We start from the raw sequence: 15179 nt of genomic DNA on the forward strand, positions 1-15179 counted from the left end.
ACAGAACGGGGCGGGGCGCCGGGGGCCGGGGCGGGGGTCGGAGCCTGGGTCGGAGGCCGGAGGTCGGGTCGGAGGTCGGAGATCGGAGCAGGCCGGGACCGAGGCGGGGCCGGTGCGGGACCGGGGCGGGGCGTGGCGGGATCGGGCCGGAACCGAGGCGGAGCCCGAGGCAGGCCGGGGGCCGGGGGCCGGGACGAGCCGGGCCGGGCCGGAACCGAGGCGGAGGCCGGGAGAGGTCGGGCCGAACCGAGGCCGGGGGCGGGCATGTGGTCCCGGTCGAGCGGCACGAGGGGGTCGTGAGCGCAGCGGCACGAGGGAGTCGTGAGCGCAGCCGGACCGCGGCTGCTGGATCGGGCCCGCGCGGGGCGCCGAAGTGGCCGGTCGTGCGCGAGGAGGCGCCGGCGGTGGGTCCCTCAGGCCTGCGCGCGCTCGTGGTACGAGCGCCTGGTGTGTTCCGTGTGTTCGCGCATCAGGGTGGTGGCGAGCTGCTCGTCGCGGGCCGTGATCGCCGCGATGAGTTCTCGGTGTTCGATCCAGGACTGGCGGCCCCGCTGGCGGGCGACCGGGGTGTAGTACCAGCGGACCCTGCGGTCGACCTGGCCGGCGAGCTCGGCGAGGACCGTGTTGCCCGCCAGGTCCATGATCTTGGCGTGGAACGCGGCGTTCAGGGCGACGGCCGCGTCCACGTCGTCCGCGGTGACCGCCTTCTCGCCCTCGGCGCACAGCGACTCCAGCGCGGCCACCCCCGCGCTGCCCGCGTTGGCCGCGGCGAGCCGGGCCGCCTCGGCCTCCAGCAGCGTGCGCACGGTGAGGAGCTGGTCGGCCTCCGCCTCCGTCGGCTCGTGCACGAACGCGCCCTGGGCGGGCCGCAGATCGACCCAGCCCTCGGTGTTCAGCCGCTGCAACGCCTCGCGGACCGGCTGCCGGGAGACGCCGAGGTGCCCGGCGAGTTCGCTCTCCACGAGGTGCTGGCCGGGCTGGAGGGCGCGGGTGGTGATGAGTTCGAGCAGCGCCTCGTACACGCGGTCGCGCAGCGGGCCGGGCCGTTCGAGCTTCGGCACCGCGCCCTGCGGCAGTCCGGCAGACAACATCGGGTCCCCCTTCGGCAGACAACCCGTACACGCGGACACTCAGTATCGATTGTCTTTCGTCTACAGTCTACGGTGCCCTGCCGAGGGGGAGACGGGCGAAGCGGGGAACTCAGGGACAGCGCACGACCTGTCCGGCGTACGACAGGTTGCCGCCGAAGCCGAACAGCAGGACCGGGTCGCCGCCCGACACCCGTCCCTGTTCGACCAGCTTGGACAGGGCGAGCGGAATGCTCGCCGCCGACGTGTTGCCGGACTCGGTGACGTCCCGCGCGACGACCGCGTTGACCGCGCCGATCTTCTGGGCGAGCGGTTCGATGATCCGCAGGTTGGCCTGGTGCAGCACGACCGCGGCGAGGTCGACGGGGTCCACCCCGGCCTTCTCGCAGGCGCGCCGGGCGATGGGCGGCAGCTGGGTGGTGGCCCAGCGGTACACGCTCTGCCCCTCCTGCGCGAACCGGGGCGGGGTGCCCTCGATGCGTACGGCGTGGCCCATCTCGGGGACGGAACCCCACAGCACCGGCCCGATGCCGGGTTCCTCGCCGGGCCCGCACGCCTCGACCACGGCCGCGCCCGCCCCGTCACCGACGAGGACGCAGGTCGTGCGGTCGGTCCAGTCCGTCACCTCGGACATCTTGTCGGCGCCGATGACCAGCGCCCGGGTGGCCGCGCCCGCCCGGACGGTGTGGTCGGCGGTGGCGAGCGCGTGCGTGAACCCGGCGCACACCACGTTGACGTCCATCGCGGCGGGTCCCGGGATGCCGAGCCGGGCGGCGACGCGGGCGGCGGTGTTCGGGGAGCGGTCGATCGCCGTGGAGGTGGCGACCAGGACCAGGTCGATGTCCGCGGGGGTGAGTCCGGCGGCGGCCAGGGCCTTGGCGGCCGCGTGCGCGGCGAGCTCGTCGACGGGTTCGTCGGGACCGGCGATGTGCCGGGTGTTGATGCCCACCCGGCTGCGGATCCACTCGTCACTGGTGTCGACCATGCCCGCGAGGTCCTCGTTGGTGAGAACCCTGGCGGGCTGGTAGTGGCCGACGGCGGCGATGCGCGAGCCGTTCATGGGTGGTGGATCCCCCTCGTTGCCTCGGTGTGGGCCCACCAGTCTGTTCAGTGACTCACGGGTACGACGGCACGTAAGGCCACAGGAAACGGGCGCCCGGGTTGTCGGCTTCTTGCAGACCCTCGGACGCCCGAGCAAGTTCCCGGTTCACCCGTTGAAGAGCTGTGTCGCCTTCTGTACGAGTTCGTACACCCCGTAGGCGAAGGGGGCGCCGACCCAGAGCCAGGCGAGCGCGATCAGCCCCCGGCGGTCAGGACTGGGCGGGCTGCTCTCGTTCGGCATCGGTGGCCTCCCTCTGTGCTGGGACGTGGTGGCGGGCGTCGACGGGCCGGACGAGTTCGTTGGCGACGAAGCCGACGACGAGGAGTCCGATCATGATGCCGAAGGACAGGGTGTAGAGGTCGGAGCCGTGCTTGCCGGCGTCCTTCTGGCGGTCGGCGATCCAGTTGACGATCAGCGGTCCGAGCACGCCGGCGGTGGACCAGGCGGTGAGCAGCCGGCCGTGGATGGCGCCGACCTGGTAGGTGCCGAAGAGATCCTTCAGATAGGCGGGGACGGTGGCGAAGCCGCCGCCGTAGAAGGAGAGGATCACCAGCGCGCAGAGGATGAACAGCGGCTTCGAGGTGTCGCCGAACAGCGTGATGAGCAGGTACATCAGGGCGCCGACGCCGAGGTAGACGCGGTAGATGTTCTTGCGGCCGATCAGGTCGGAGGTGGACGACCAGCCGATGCGGCCCGCCATGTTGGCGGCGGACAGCAGGGCGACGAACCCGGCCGCCGCGGACACCGTGACCGGGGTGGAGCTGTCGGCGAAGAAGTCCGTGATCATCGGGGCGGCCTTCTCCAGGATGCCGATGCCGGCGGTCACGTTCATGCAGAGCACGACCCACAGGCACCAGAACTGCGGGGTGCGGATCGCGCTGCTCGCGGAGACCTGCACGCCCGCGGGGGCGCTCGGCGCGTCCGCCGCGCTCCCGTGGTCCGCCGTCCGCGGGACGCGGACCAGCAGCACCCCGAGGGTCATGAAGACGGCGTACGACAGCCCGTGCACCAGGAAGGCGAGGGCGATGCCATCGTTGTCGGAGCCGAAGGACGAGAGCATCTGCGCGGACCAGGGCGAGGCGATCAGCGCGCCGCCGCCGAAGCCCATGATGGCGATGCCGGTGGCCATGCCGGGCCGGTCAGGGAACCACTTGATCAGGGTGGAGACCGGTGAGATGTAGCCGATGCCCAGGCCGATGCCGCCGACGAAGCCGTAGCCGAGGACGATCAGCCAGTACTGCTCGGTCCGGGCGCCGAGCGCGGAGATCAGGAAGCCGGAGGAGAAGCAGATCAGGGCCACCGTCATGGCCCAGCGCGGGCCGTTGCGCTCGACGAGGGTGCCGCCGAAGGCGGCCGACAGGCCGAGCATCACGATCGCGAGCTGGAAGGGCAGCGCGCTCTCGGTGCCGTTCAGGTGCAGTGCGGATTCGAGCGGCGGCTTGAACACGCTCCAGGCGTAGGCCTGGCCGATGGAGAGGTGGACGGAGAGTGCGGCGGGCGGGACGAGCCATCGGCTCCAGCCCGGCGGTGCGATGGGGGGGCTGCTCATGAGACCCGGACGGTAGGACCCCACAAGGTAGTTGAGAACCCAACCGTTCGATCGTATGCGGTGAGCGGTATCCAGCATGCGCCGAACGGTCATGGTCGGAACCCTTGTCGAGCCCAAATCCATACTGTAGACAATATTTCATCGACACGTTCCGGCCCTCCGGGCCACCTCCGCGGTATCCCTCGAACCGAACGGAGCGTTCAGTGAAAGTCGCAGTCCTCGGCGCCGGTGCGATCGGCGCCTACGTCGGCGCCGCGCTCCACCGCGCGGGCGCCGACGTGCATCTCATCGCCCGTGGACCCCATCTGGCGGCCATGAGGCAGTACGGAGTACGGGTGCTCAGCCCGCGCGGCGACTTCACCGCGCACGCCCACGCGACCGACGACCCGGCCGAGGTCGGCCCGGTCGACTACGTCTTCCTCGGCCTGAAGGCCCACTCGTACGCGGCGTGCGGGCCGCTGATCGGGCCGCTGCTGAACGAGCGCACCGCGGTGGTCGCGGCCCAGAACGGCATCCCCTGGTGGTACTTCCACCGGCACGGCGGCCCGCACGACGGCCACCGCGTCGAGAGCGTCGACCCGGGCGGCGCGGTCAGCGCGGTCCTCGCCCCCGAACGCGCCGTCGGCTGCGTGGTCTACGCCGCCACCGAACTCGAAGCACCCGGCGTGGTGCGGCACTTGGAGGGCACCCGGTTCTCGATCGGCGAGCCGGACCGCGGCGAGTCCGCGCGCTGTGCGCGGCTGAGCGAGGCGATGCGGTCCGGCGGGCTCAAGTGCCCGGTGGAGCCGGACCTGCGCAACGACATCTGGCTCAAGCTGCTCGGCAACATCTCCTTCAACCCGATCAGCGCGCTGGCCCGCGCCACCATGCGGCAGATGTGCCTGCACGGCGGCACCCGCCGGGTCATCGAGATCATGATGCGCGAGACGCTCGCCGTCGCCGAGGCCCTGGGCTGCGAGGTCGGTGTCTCCATCGAGCGCCGGCTCGCGGGTGCGGAGAAGGTCGGCGACCACCGCACCTCCACGCTCCAGGACCTGGAGCGCGGCAAGCCGCTGGAGCTCGACGTGCTGCTCGCGGCCGTCGTCGAGCTGGCGGAGATCACCGGCGTGGAGGTGCCCACCCTGCGCACCGTGCACGCCATCTCGGACCTGCTCGCGCTGAGGAGCGCCGCATGAGGAAGCGTGCACCGAAGACCTACACCCGGCTGACCCATCCCTTGATCAGGGACGCGCGCGACGAGCCGTTCCGGCGGGCGGACTGGGCGGAGGCCCTGGACCGCACGGCCCGCGGTCTGGCGGCGGCCCGCGGCGCGTTCGGGATGTTCTCCTGCGCCCGCGCCACCAACGAGATGAACTACGTGGCCCAGAAGTTCGCCCGGGTGGTGATGGGCACCAACAACGTCGACTCCTGCAACCGGACCTGTCACGCGCCGAGCGTGGCCGGACTGAGCGCCGCCTTCGGCTCCGGCGGCGGCACCTCCTCGTACGAGGAGATCGAGCACACCGACGTCATCGTGATGTGGGGCTCCAACGCCCGCTTCGCGCACCCGATCTTCTTCCAGCACGTGCTCAGGGGCATCAGGAACGGCGCCCGGATGTACGCCGTCGACCCGCGGCGCACCTCGACCGCCGAGTGGGCGGAGAGCTGGCTCGGTCCGAACGTCGGCACGGACATCCCGATGGCGCACGCGATCGGCCGCGAGATCATCCACGCCGGGCTGGTCAACGAGGCGTTCGTCGAACGGGCGACGACCGGCTTCGAGGAGTACCGGGCGCTGGTCGAGCCCTGGACGCTCTCGCTCACGGAGAAGGTGACCGGCGTACCGGCCGCCGCGATACGGGAGTTGGCGCACGCCTACGCCCGCGCCGAGCGGGCCCAGCTGTGCTGGACGCTCGGCATCACCGAGCACCACAACGGCACCGACAACGTGCGGGCCCTGATCAACCTCTCCCTGCTCACCGGCCAGGTCGGCCGGTGGGGTGCCGGGTTGCAGCCGCTGCGCGGCCAGAACAACGTGCAGGGCGGCGGCGACATGGGCGCGATCCCCAACCGTCTGCCGGGCTTCCAGGACATCCTCGACGCGGACGTCCGGCTGAAGTTCGAGTCGGCCTGGGGCTCGGTCATCGAGCCGCACTACGGGCTGAACCTCACCGAGATGTTCGAGGCGATGGAGGAGGGCTCGCTCAGGGCGGTCTACTGCATCGGCGAGAACCCGGCCCAGTCGGAGGCGGACAGCGAGCAGGCCGTACGGCGGCTCGGGGCCCTCGACTTCCTCGTCGTCCAGGACATCTTCCTCACCAGGACGGCGGAGCTGGCGGACGTGGTGCTGCCCGCGACCGCCGGCTGGGCGGAGACCGAGGGCACGACGACCAACAGCGAGCGCCGGGTCCAGCGGGTGCGCCGGGCGGTCGCCCCGCCCGGCGAGGCCCGCGAGGACATCGACATCCTCTGCGAGCTGGCGGCCCGGCTCGGCCACGACTGGAAGTACGCCGGCGCGGAGGCCGTCTGGAACGAGCTGCGCTCGCTGTCCCCGGACCACCACGGGATGACGTACGACCGGCTCGTCGAGCACCAGGGCATCCAGTGGCCCTGTCCCAGCGCCGAACGCCTCGAACCGAGCTATCTGCACGGCAGGTTGTGGGAGACGGACCCGGGGCGGCGCGGGAGGCCGGCGCCCTTCGGGCTGGTCCGGCACGATCCGCCGGTCGACCTCACCGACGAGGAGTACCCCCTCCGGCTCACCACCGGGCGACGCCTCGACTCCTACAACACCGGTGTGCAGAGCGGTGGTTACGCCTCCCCGCTGCGGCGCGGCGAGTACGTCGAGCTCGCCCCGGAGGACGCCGAGCGGTACGGGGTGGCCGTCGGCGAGCAGGTCCGGGTGTCCTCGCGGCGGGGCGCGGTCGTCGCGCCGGTCTGGATCGACCCGGCCCTGCGTCCCGGACTCGCCTTCATGACCATGCACTTCCCCGACGAGGTGGACACCAACCAGCTGACGATCGAGGCCAACTGCCCGATCGCGGGGACGGCGGAGTTCAAGGCGTCGGCGATCCGTGTCGAGAAGCTCCCGGTCGCGACCATCGTGAGGTGACGCAAGTGGACCTGCACTTCGGTGACAGCAAGCCGACGGACGACGAACGGGCCGCCGTGGACGCCCTGCTGGGCCCGCCGGAGTCGTCCTGGGAGGGCGGCGACCGCTTCGACCAGGACCTGCGGTGGGCGCGCGGCGGCCGTGCGGCCCGGGACCGCCGCGATCTGCTGCTGCCGGGGCTGCACGCGGTCAACGACCGGATCGGCTGGATCAGCGAGGGCGCGCTCGGCTACCTGTGCCGCCGTCTGACGGTCCCGCCGGCCGAGGCCTACGGCGTCGCCACCTTCTACTCGATGTTCTCCGTGCGGCCCCGCCCGGCGACCGTCCTGCACGTCTGCACGGATCTCGCGTGCACGGCGGCCGGGGCCGCGGACCTGTGCGCCGGCGTCGAGGAGAGCGCCGGCCCCGGGGCCGTGGTCGAGCGCGGTCCGTGCCTCGGCCTGTGCGAACGCGCCCCGGCCGCGCTCGCCGTCCGGGCCGGCGATCCGGTGCGTACGGCGGTGTCGGCCCCGGCGACGGTCCGGACGGCCCTCCTCGCGGCCGCCGCGCCCGACTCGGCGCCGGCGGAACCGCCGGCGGCCGCGGCCGTGCCCCAGGCCGGTCAGGAGGGTCTGGTCCTGCTGCGGCGGGTGGGCGTGGTGGACCCGTCCTCCCTCGACGACTACCGGGCGCACGGCGGCTACACCGCCCTGCGCCGCGCCTTCGGCCTCGGCCCCGCCGGGGTCATCCGCGAGGTCACCGACTCGGGTCTGGTCGGGCGCGGCGGCGCCGCCTTCCCCACCGGCCGCAAGTGGCAGGCCACGGCGTCCCAGCCGGACCACCCGCACCACCTCGTCTGCAACGCCGACGAGTCCGAGCCGGGCACCTTCAAGGACCGCGTGATCATGGAGGGGGATCCGTACGCCCTGGTGGAGGCGATGACCGTCGCGGCGTACGCGACCGGTGCGCGCCGGGGCCACCTCTATCTGCGCGGCGAGTACCCGAGGGCGCTGCGCCGCATGGAGCACGCCGTGGCGCAGGCACGCGCGCGCGGCTTCCTCGGCGACGACGTCCTCGGCCAGGGCTTCGCCTTCGACATCGAGATCCGGCGCGGGGCGGGCGCCTACGTCTGCGGTGAGGAGACGGCCCTGTTCAACTCCATCGAGGGGTACCGCGGCGAGCCCCGCTCCAAGCCGCCGTTCCCGGTGGAGAAGGGGCTGTTCGGGAAGCCGACGGTCGAGAACAACGTGGAGACGCTGGTCAACGTACTGCCGGTGCTGACCATGGGCGCCCCGGCGTACGCGGCGATCGGGACGGGGAGGTCCACCGGCCCCAAGCTGTTCTGCGTGTCGGGGAGCGTGGCCCGCCCGGGTGTCTACGAACTCCCCTTCGGCGCCACCCTCGGTGAACTCCTCGAACTGGCCCGAGTGCGCGGCGACTTGCGGGCGGTCCTGCTCGGCGGGGCCGCCGGCGGCTTCGTACGGCCGGACGAACTCGACATCCCGCTCACCTTCGAGGGCACCCGGGAGGCGGGCACCACGCTCGGCTCGGGTGTGGTGATGGCCTTCGACGGCACCGTGCCGCTGCCCCAACTCCTTCTGCGCATAGCCGAGTTCTTCCGGGACGAGTCCTGCGGGCAGTGCGTGCCGTGCCGGGTGGGGACGGTCCGGCAGGAGGAGGCGCTGCACCGGATCGTCGCGCGTACGGGTGCCGAGGCGGCCGGGGACGTCGCGCTGCTGCGCGAGGTCGGCCGGGCGATGCGGGACGCCTCGATCTGCGGTCTCGGACAGACCGCGTGGAACGCCGTGGAATCCGCCATCGACCGTCTGGGGGCGTACGAATGACCGCCGTACCGCTGGGCATCCCGCGCCGGCTGCTGGAGTTCACCGTCGACGGGGAGGAGGTCCGGGTCCCGGAGGGTTCGACGGTCCTGGACGCCTGCCGGGCGGCCGGGAAGGACGTGCCGACCCTGTGCGAGGGCGACACCCTGCGCCCGAAGAACGCCTGCCGGCTGTGCGTGGTGGAGGTGGAGGGGGCCCGCACGCTCGTGCCGGCCTGTTCCCGGAGGGCCGAGCCGGGGATGGCCGTCGGCACCGGCACCGAGCGCGTCCGGCACAGCCGCAGGATCGTGCTGGAGCTGCTGGCCTCCTCGGTGGACCTGTCGACGACGCCCCGGGCCGCCGAGTGGATCGAGGAGTACGGGGCGGAGCCGGACCGCTTCGGCCCCGGCGCGGCCCGGCTCGACGAGCCGCCCAGGGTCGACAACGAGCTGTACGTGCGCGACTACGACAAGTGCGTGCTCTGCTACAAGTGCGTGGACGCGTGCGGCGACCAGTGGCAGAACAGTTTCGCGATCTCCGTCGCCGGGCGCGGTTTCGACGCCCGGATCGCCGTGGAGCACGACGCCCCGCTGACCGACTCCGCCTGCGTCTACTGCGGGAACTGCGTGGAGGTCTGCCCCACGGGGGCGCTGTCGTTCAAGTCGGAGTTCGACATGCGGGCGGCGGGTACCTGGGACGAGTCGCGGCAGACGGAGACGACCACCGTGTGCGCGTACTGCGGTGTGGGCTGCAACCTCACTCTGCACGTGCAGGACAATGAGATAGTCAAGGTCACCTCGCCGCACGACAACCCGGTGACCCACGGCAACCTCTGCATCAAGGGCCGTTTCGGCTACCAGCACGTACAGAACCGGGGCTGATCAGGACAATGGGACGAGTCACGGAACGACGCAAGGTCATCCGGATCCGCGGTGAAGCGGTCTCCGCCCGGCCGGACACGCTCGTGGCCGAGGAACCGCTGGAGATCAGACTGAACGGGAAACCCCTCGCGATCACCATGCGCACGCCCGGCGACGACTTCGCGCTGGCGGCCGGGTTCCTGGTGAGCGAGGGGGTGCTGGCGACCGCCGAGGACCTGCAGAACATCGTCTACTGCGCGGGGGCGACGGTCGACGGCTCCAACACGTACAACGTGGTCGACGTGCGGACCGCGCCGGGCGTGCGGCTCCCCGATTTCACGCTGGAGCGGAACGTCTACACGTCCTCGTCCTGCGGGCTGTGCGGCAAGGCGAGCCTCGACGCGGTGCGGACGACGGCCCGCTGGCCGATAGCCGACACTCCCCCGGTCCGGGTGGAGCCCGAGCTGCTCGCGAGCCTCCCCGACCGGCTCCGTGCGTCGCAGCGGGTGTTCGACCGGACCGGGGGGCTGCACGCGGCGGCGCTGTTCGCGGAGGACGGCGAGCTGCTGGACATCCGGGAGGACGTGGGCCGGCACAACGCGGTGGACAAGCTGGTGGGCCGGGCTCTGCAGAACGGCGGCCTGCCGCTGTCCCGCGCCATCCTGCTGGTCTCCGGACGGGCCTCCTTCGAGCTGGCGCAGAAGGCCGTGATGGCGGGGATCCCGGTGCTCGCGGCGGTCTCGGCGCCGTCCTCGCTGGCGGTGGACCTGGCGGCGGAGACCGGTCTGACCCTCGTCGGTTTCCTGCGGGGCAGCAACATGAACGTGTACGCGGGCGAGGACCGCGTCGTCCTGCGGGCCGCGGCCGCCCAGGGCTGACCGGCCTCGCCGCGGCACGGCGGCGGGGCCCCGACCGGCGGGGAGCGCCCCCTGCGCCGCAGGGGCTCCGCCTCGGCCGGGGGTGCGGACGAGGACCGAGGGCGGCCTCAGGAACCGGACGCGTTCACGGTGCCGACCGCGGTGCGTGACTCCGTCGCCGGGGCGGGCGGTGCCGGGGGCTCCTCCGGGTCGTGGGCCCGGCGCTTGGCGATGACCGCGCAGACCATGAGCTGCATCTGGTGGAAGAGCATCAGCGGCAGCACGGCGAGCGAGGCGTGGGCACCGAACAGGACGCTGGCCATGGGCAGTCCGGAGGCGAGGGACTTCTTCGACCCGGCGAACTGGATGGCGACGCGGTCGCCGCGGCCGAAGCCGAGCGCCTTGCCGCCGTACCAGGTCAGCAGGAGCATCACGGCGAGGAGTACGGCCTCGACGGCGAGCAGTGCGGCCAGCCGGACGGCGCTGACCTGGTGCCAGATGCCCCGGACCATGCCCTCGCTGAACGCGGTGTAGACGACCAGCAGGATCGAGCCGCGGTCGACCAGGCCGAGGATCTTCTTGTGCCGGGCGACGAACTCCCCGATCCACGGGCGCAGCAGCTGTCCGGCGACGAACGGCACCAGCAGCTGGAGCACGATCTTGACGATCGAGTCGGCGGAGAAGCCGCCCCCGCTGTTGCCGAGCAGCGCGGCGGCGAGCAGCGGGGTGATCACGATGCCGACGAGCGAGGAGAAGGAGCCGGCGCAGATCGCCGCGGGCACGTTGCCGCGGGCGATCGAGGTGAACGCGATCGACGACTGGATGGTCGAGGGCACCAGGGTCAGGAAGAGGAGGCCCTGGTAGAGCGGCTGGGTGAGGAGGACGGGGACCAGTCCGCGGGCGGCCAGGCCGAGCAGCGGGAAGACCACGAAGGTGCAGGCGAGGACCGCGGTGTGGAGCCGCCAGTGGCGCAGTCCGTCGACCGCCTCGCGGGTGGAGAGGCGGGTGCCGTAGAGGAAGAAGAGGAAGGCGATCGCGGCCGTGGAGGCGCCGGACGCCACCTCGGCGGAGGTGCCCCTGGCCGGCAGGACGGCGGCGAGACACACCGTGCCGAGCAGCAGGAGGACGTACGGGTCGATCGGCATCCAGCGGGGCCAGCTCAGGCGTTTCACGGTGCTCCACTTGCGGGTCGGTCAGGGTGTCGCGCCGACGGTGCGGCCGGCTCTCGCCGGGGCCGGAAGGCCCCTCTCCATCGTCCTCCTCAGCTTCGTGATCGGGAATCCGGTATACCACTCTGACTGTCATCACGTTCCGCGATAACATGTCGGCGTGTACGACCCCTCCCAGCTGCGCACCTTCCTGGCCGTGGCGCAGACGCTCAGCTTCACCCAGGCCGCCCGCCGGCTGGGACTGCGCCAGTCGACGGTCAGCCAGCACGTGCGCCGGCTGGAGGACGCGGCCGGCCGCCAGCTGTTCTCCCGCGACACGCACTCCGTGGAGCTGACCGAGGACGGCGAGGCGATGCTCGGGTTCGCGCGCCGCATCCTCGCGGTGCACGAGCAGGCGACGGCGTTCTTCACCGGCACCCGGGTGCGCGGCAGGCTCCGCTTCGGCGCGTCGGAGGACTTCGTCCTGACCCGACTGCCGGAGATCCTGGAGGGCTTCCGCTACGACCACCCCGAGGTCGACCTCGAACTGACGGTGGAGCTCTCCGGCACCCTGCACGAGCGGCTCGCCGCCGGGAAGCTGGACCTGGTGCTGGCCAAGCGGCGCGCGGAGGACCCGCAGGGCGAGCTGGTGCGCCACGACGACCTGGTCTGGATCGGCGCGGAACGGCTCCGCCTGGACCCCGACCGGCCGGTCCCGCTGATCGTGTACCCGCCGCCCGGCATCACCCGTGCCCTCGCCCTGGAGTCCCTGGAACGCCAGGGCCGCGAGTGGCGCATCGTCTGCACGAGCGGCAGCCTCAACGGCCTGATCGCGGCGGCGCGGGCGGGCCTGGGCGTGATGGCCCATTCGCGGGGTCTGATCCCGCCGGGCCTGTTCCGGGTCCCGGACCGGGCGGGCCTGCCGGAGCTGGGCAAGGTCGACTTCGTCCTCGTGCACCACCCGAGACGCTCACCTGCGCAGCCGGCCGCGGACGCGCTCGCGGCGGCGATCCTGGCCGGCGGCGGACACCTGCGGCGCCCCTAGGACGCCGGTGACGGCTGCACCCCCTGGTAGGTCAGCTGCTTCACCCGCCGCAGGAACGGCATCGTCTCCACGTGCTGGACCCCGTCCAGCCGTCCCAGGGGCCCGCTCAGGTAGGCGTACAGATGGGCGGTGTCGCGCAGCACCGCCGTCACGACGATGTGGGACGGGCCCGCCGTGGCCGCGGCGAACGCCACCTCGTCGTGTCCCGCCAGCGCCTGCCCCACCGAGTGCAGCGCGGCCGGCGCGGTGGTGATCCACAGCAGCGCGCCCCTGGGATGGCCCAGCGCCTCGGACCGGTACTCGACGTCGATGTAGACCGCCCCGGAGCCGATCAGCGCGGCCAGCCTGCGCTTGACCGCCGACTCGGAGCGTCCCGTGGCCCGTTGCAGCTCGGGGCAGGTCGCCCGCCCGTCCCGTTCCAGCGCGGCCAGCAGCGGCGCGTCCTCCGGCTCCAGCCGTGCCGGCCCGTCGGTCCCGGCCGGGGCGGGGCGCAGCGCCGCCGTCTGCTCCGCGGACAGCGCCCGGAACTTCTGCGCCCACCCGGTGGGGCCGCCGTAGAAGCGGTGCAGGAGCTGCTGGGCGCGGATCTCCACCACGCTCGGGGTGCGCGGCAGCTTGCCGAGGAGCAGGTCGTCGTGGTCGCCGGGGCGGCGCGGCCGGGTCATGCAGGCGATCTCCGTGCCGCCGGACGCCAGCCCGATCCAGGCGGTGTCGGGGCGCTTGGCGAGCGCGTCGGCGATGACGGTGGCGCTGTCGGGCGCGCAGCGCATCCGGAGCATCCACTGGTCCTGGCCGAGCCGTTCGGCGTCCCGGACGGCGACGACCCGCAGCCCGGCCTCGGCGCGCAGCCGCCGGTAGCGGCGGGCGATCGTCTGGTCGGAGACGCCGAGCACGGCCGCGATCCGGCTGAAGGAGGCCCGGCCGTCGATCTCCAGCGCGCAGAGCAACTGGACGTCCAGCAGATCGAACGTATCGGATTCCAGCTTCAGCACGGCAACTCCTGTCGGGTTTCGCCGGATGACCGTGCTCTGCCGGTCGGATCGCTCGCGGTGCGGCCATCCTACGGAGCGGAAACGGCAGTCGAGGCAGTGAGGAGCGGACGGATGCGCACTTGGGGGCCGCTGACGGCGGTGTGCCTGGGGACGTTCATGTTGTTGCTGGACGTGACGATCGTGGTGGTGGCGCTGCCGGACATGGCGGCGGCGCTGCACGCGTCGCTGAGCGATCTGCAGTGGGTGGTGGACGGCTACGCGCTGGCGCTGGCCGCGCTGCTGCTCGGGGTGGGGGCGGCGGCCGACATCCTGGGCCGGCGGCGTACGCATGTGGCCGGGGTGGTGGTGTTCGCGGCGGCGAGCCTGCTGTGCGGGCTGGCCCCGGGGCCGGGGACGCTGGTGGCGGCGCGGGCGGTGCAGGGGGTCGGCGCGGCGGCGATGTTCGCGACGACGCTGCCGCTGCTCGGCTCGGTGTACCAGGGGCGGCGGCGGTCGGTGGCGCTCGGGGTGTGGGGTGCGGTCAGCGGCGGGGCCGCGGCGGTCGGGCCGGTGCTGGGCGGGCTGCTGACGGCGGGGCCCGGCTGGCGCTGGATCTTCCTGGTGAACCTGCCGGTGAGCGTGGTCGCGATATGGCTGACGCTGCGGGTGGTGCCGGAGTCGCGGGGGCCGCGCGGGATGCGCGTGGACTGGGCGGGGACGGTCGCGTTCGCGCTGTTCGCGGGCGGGGTGACCTACGGCGTGGTGCGGGCCGGGGAGGACGGGTGGGCGGCGCCGGTGCCGCTCGGGGCGTTCGCCGCGGCGGCGGCCGGGCTGCTGGCGTTCGTCCTGGTGGAGCGGCGGGCGGCCCATCCGCTGCTGGAGCTGTCCCTGCTGCGGGAGCGGTCGTTCGCGGGCGTGATGCTGGGGGCGCTGGCGTTCAGCGGGGTGGCGTTCGGTTCGCTGCCGTACGTGTCGATCTGGATGCAGACGCTGCTCGGGATGACGCCGGTGCGCGGCGGGCTGACGCTGCTGCCGCTGACGGTGGCCGCGATGGTGGTCGCGGTGCTGGTGGGACGGCTGCTGCACGGGGTGCCGGCCCGGCTGACGGTCGGCGGCGGGCTGCTGCTGATCGGCTCGGGCGACTTCTGCCAGGCGGTGCTGGGCGCGGGCTCGGACTGGACGGCGCTGGTGCCGGGGTTCGTGCTGGTGGGGGTCGGCACCGGGCTGGTGTCGCCGACGGTCGCGGGCGCGGCGCTGGCGGCGGTGCCGGCCGAGCGGTCCGGGATGGCGGGCGGTGCGGTGAACACGGTCCGGCAGCTCGGGTACGCGCTCGCGGTCGCCGTCTTCGGGACCGTGCTGACGTCCCGGATGAGCGGGACGCTGCCGCACGGCGCGGCGCACACGCTCGCGGGTGGCGGTGCGGGGGCGCTGCGCGGCACGCTCGGCGAGCACACGCTGCGCACCGCCTTCGCCTCGGGGCTGAACACCGGGCTGCTGGTCATGGGAGGCGCCGCGACGTTGGCAGGCGCGCTGGTCCTGGCGCTGGTCAGGGCGCCGGACGGGGACCGGGGAGTGACGGAATCGGGCGCCGCGGCGCAGTCTTCGGCAGGAGCCGCCGCACCCCGCCGCTGACCGGCCGGTAACCGGACGGGGGCGGTAACCGGGTCGT

Annotated in this window: 13 protein-coding genes; 7 read left to right on the forward strand and 6 right to left on the reverse strand. The window is 72.9% G+C overall.

Annotated elements, in window-relative coordinates:
• Positions 1-413 precede the first annotated feature (413 nt).
• The 4 genes from ACZ619_RS02620 to ACZ619_RS02635 all read right to left on the reverse strand — a co-directional run bounded on the left by ACZ619_RS02620 (position 414) and on the right by ACZ619_RS02635 (position 3739).
• Positions 414-1091 carry a GntR family transcriptional regulator gene (locus ACZ619_RS02620; protein ID WP_469593199.1) on the reverse strand — a complete coding sequence of 226 codons (678 nt, stop codon included), beginning with the start codon at positions 1089-1091 and terminating at the stop codon, positions 414-416.
• Positions 1092-1200: 109 nt separating this feature from the next.
• Positions 1201-2148 carry a beta-ketoacyl-ACP synthase III gene (locus ACZ619_RS02625; RefSeq protein WP_469593200.1) on the reverse strand — a complete coding sequence of 316 codons (948 nt, stop codon included), beginning with the start codon at positions 2146-2148 and terminating at the stop codon, positions 1201-1203.
• A gap of 147 nt (positions 2149-2295) precedes the next feature.
• Positions 2296-2430 (reverse strand): MFS transporter small subunit, encoded by a 135-nt coding sequence (locus ACZ619_RS02630; RefSeq protein WP_469593202.1) that lies wholly within the window; start codon positions 2428-2430, stop codon positions 2296-2298.
• On the reverse strand, positions 2399-3739 hold the full coding sequence (locus ACZ619_RS02635) for an OFA family MFS transporter (RefSeq protein WP_469593204.1): 1341 nt from the start codon (positions 3737-3739) through the stop codon (positions 2399-2401). The genes ACZ619_RS02630 and ACZ619_RS02635 overlap by 32 nt, the downstream gene beginning before the upstream one ends.
• A 203-nt stretch (positions 3740-3942) precedes the next feature.
• Here ACZ619_RS02635 and ACZ619_RS02640 point away from each other — a divergent pair, with 203 nt between their 5' ends.
• The 5 genes from ACZ619_RS02640 to fdhD are packed head-to-tail and all read left to right on the forward strand — an operon-like array spanning position 3943 to position 10367.
• Positions 3943-4914 carry a 2-dehydropantoate 2-reductase gene (locus ACZ619_RS02640; RefSeq protein ID WP_469593206.1) on the forward strand — a complete coding sequence of 324 codons (972 nt, stop codon included), beginning with the start codon at positions 3943-3945 and terminating at the stop codon, positions 4912-4914.
• Positions 4911-6830, forward strand: coding sequence for a molybdopterin oxidoreductase family protein (locus tag ACZ619_RS02645; RefSeq protein WP_469593208.1), 1920 nt, complete (start codon positions 4911-4913; stop codon positions 6828-6830). Before ACZ619_RS02640 ends, ACZ619_RS02645 begins: the two co-directional genes overlap by 4 nt.
• 5 nt (positions 6831-6835) lie before the next feature.
• Entirely contained in the window at positions 6836-8653 is a 1818-nt protein-coding gene (locus ACZ619_RS02650; protein WP_469593278.1) for an NADH-ubiquinone oxidoreductase-F iron-sulfur binding region domain-containing protein, read from the forward strand.
• On the forward strand, positions 8650-9510 hold the full coding sequence (locus tag ACZ619_RS02655) for a 2Fe-2S iron-sulfur cluster-binding protein (RefSeq protein WP_469593209.1): 861 nt from the start codon (positions 8650-8652) through the stop codon (positions 9508-9510). The genes ACZ619_RS02650 and ACZ619_RS02655 overlap by 4 nt, the downstream gene beginning before the upstream one ends.
• Positions 9511-9518: 8 nt before the next feature.
• Positions 9519-10367 carry a formate dehydrogenase accessory sulfurtransferase FdhD gene (gene fdhD / locus ACZ619_RS02660; RefSeq protein WP_469593211.1) on the forward strand — a complete coding sequence of 283 codons (849 nt, stop codon included), beginning with the start codon at positions 9519-9521 and terminating at the stop codon, positions 10365-10367.
• Between the two features lie 107 nt (positions 10368-10474).
• Here the strand turns inward: fdhD and ACZ619_RS02665 are convergent, their stop codons facing one another.
• Complete coding sequence (locus ACZ619_RS02665) at positions 10475-11518, reverse strand: bile acid:sodium symporter family protein (protein WP_469593213.1); 1044 nt, start codon at positions 11516-11518, stop codon at positions 10475-10477.
• A gap of 157 nt (positions 11519-11675) precedes the next feature.
• On the opposite strand from ACZ619_RS02665, the gene ACZ619_RS02670 reads away from it, so the two are divergent.
• Positions 11676-12539, forward strand: coding sequence for a LysR substrate-binding domain-containing protein (locus ACZ619_RS02670; protein ID WP_469593215.1), 864 nt, complete (start codon positions 11676-11678; stop codon positions 12537-12539).
• Here ACZ619_RS02670 and ACZ619_RS02675 read toward each other — a convergent pair.
• The gene (locus tag ACZ619_RS02675) at positions 12536-13528 is read right to left on the reverse strand and encodes an Lrp/AsnC family transcriptional regulator (RefSeq protein WP_469593280.1); all 993 of its coding nucleotides are present in this window, start codon (positions 13526-13528) and stop codon (positions 12536-12538) included. The genes ACZ619_RS02670 and ACZ619_RS02675 overlap by 4 nt on opposite strands.
• A 114-nt stretch (positions 13529-13642) precedes the next feature.
• On the opposite strand from ACZ619_RS02675, the gene ACZ619_RS02680 reads away from it, so the two are divergent.
• Complete coding sequence (locus ACZ619_RS02680; RefSeq protein WP_469593216.1) at positions 13643-15142, forward strand: MFS transporter; 1500 nt, start codon at positions 13643-13645, stop codon at positions 15140-15142.
• Positions 15143-15179 lie beyond the last annotated feature (37 nt).

This window comes from Streptomyces sp. NPDC104367 (assembly GCF_055583825.1).

What these genes read in the sequence shown, in the direction of transcription:
- ACZ619_RS02625 (WP_469593200.1), bottom strand. Translation starts at nt 2,148, where the DNA reads ATGAACGGCTCGCGCATCGCCGCCGTCGGCCACTACCAGCCCGCCAGG.
- ACZ619_RS02635 (WP_469593204.1), bottom strand. Translation starts at nt 3,739, where the DNA reads ATGAGCAGCCCCCCCATCGCACCGCCGGGCTGGAGCCGATGGCTCGTC.
- ACZ619_RS02655 (WP_469593209.1), top strand. Translation starts at nt 8,650, where the DNA reads ATGACCGCCGTACCGCTGGGCATCCCGCGCCGGCTGCTGGAGTTCACC.
- ACZ619_RS02630 (WP_469593202.1), bottom strand. Translation starts at nt 2,430, where the DNA reads ATGCCGAACGAGAGCAGCCCGCCCAGTCCTGACCGCCGGGGGCTGATC.
- ACZ619_RS02620 (WP_469593199.1), bottom strand. Translation starts at nt 1,091, where the DNA reads ATGTTGTCTGCCGGACTGCCGCAGGGCGCGGTGCCGAAGCTCGAACGG.
- fdhD (WP_469593211.1), top strand. Translation starts at nt 9,519, where the DNA reads ATGGGACGAGTCACGGAACGACGCAAGGTCATCCGGATCCGCGGTGAA.
- ACZ619_RS02680 (WP_469593216.1), top strand. Translation starts at nt 13,643, where the DNA reads ATGCGCACTTGGGGGCCGCTGACGGCGGTGTGCCTGGGGACGTTCATG.
- ACZ619_RS02645 (WP_469593208.1), top strand. Translation starts at nt 4,911, where the DNA reads ATGAGGAAGCGTGCACCGAAGACCTACACCCGGCTGACCCATCCCTTG.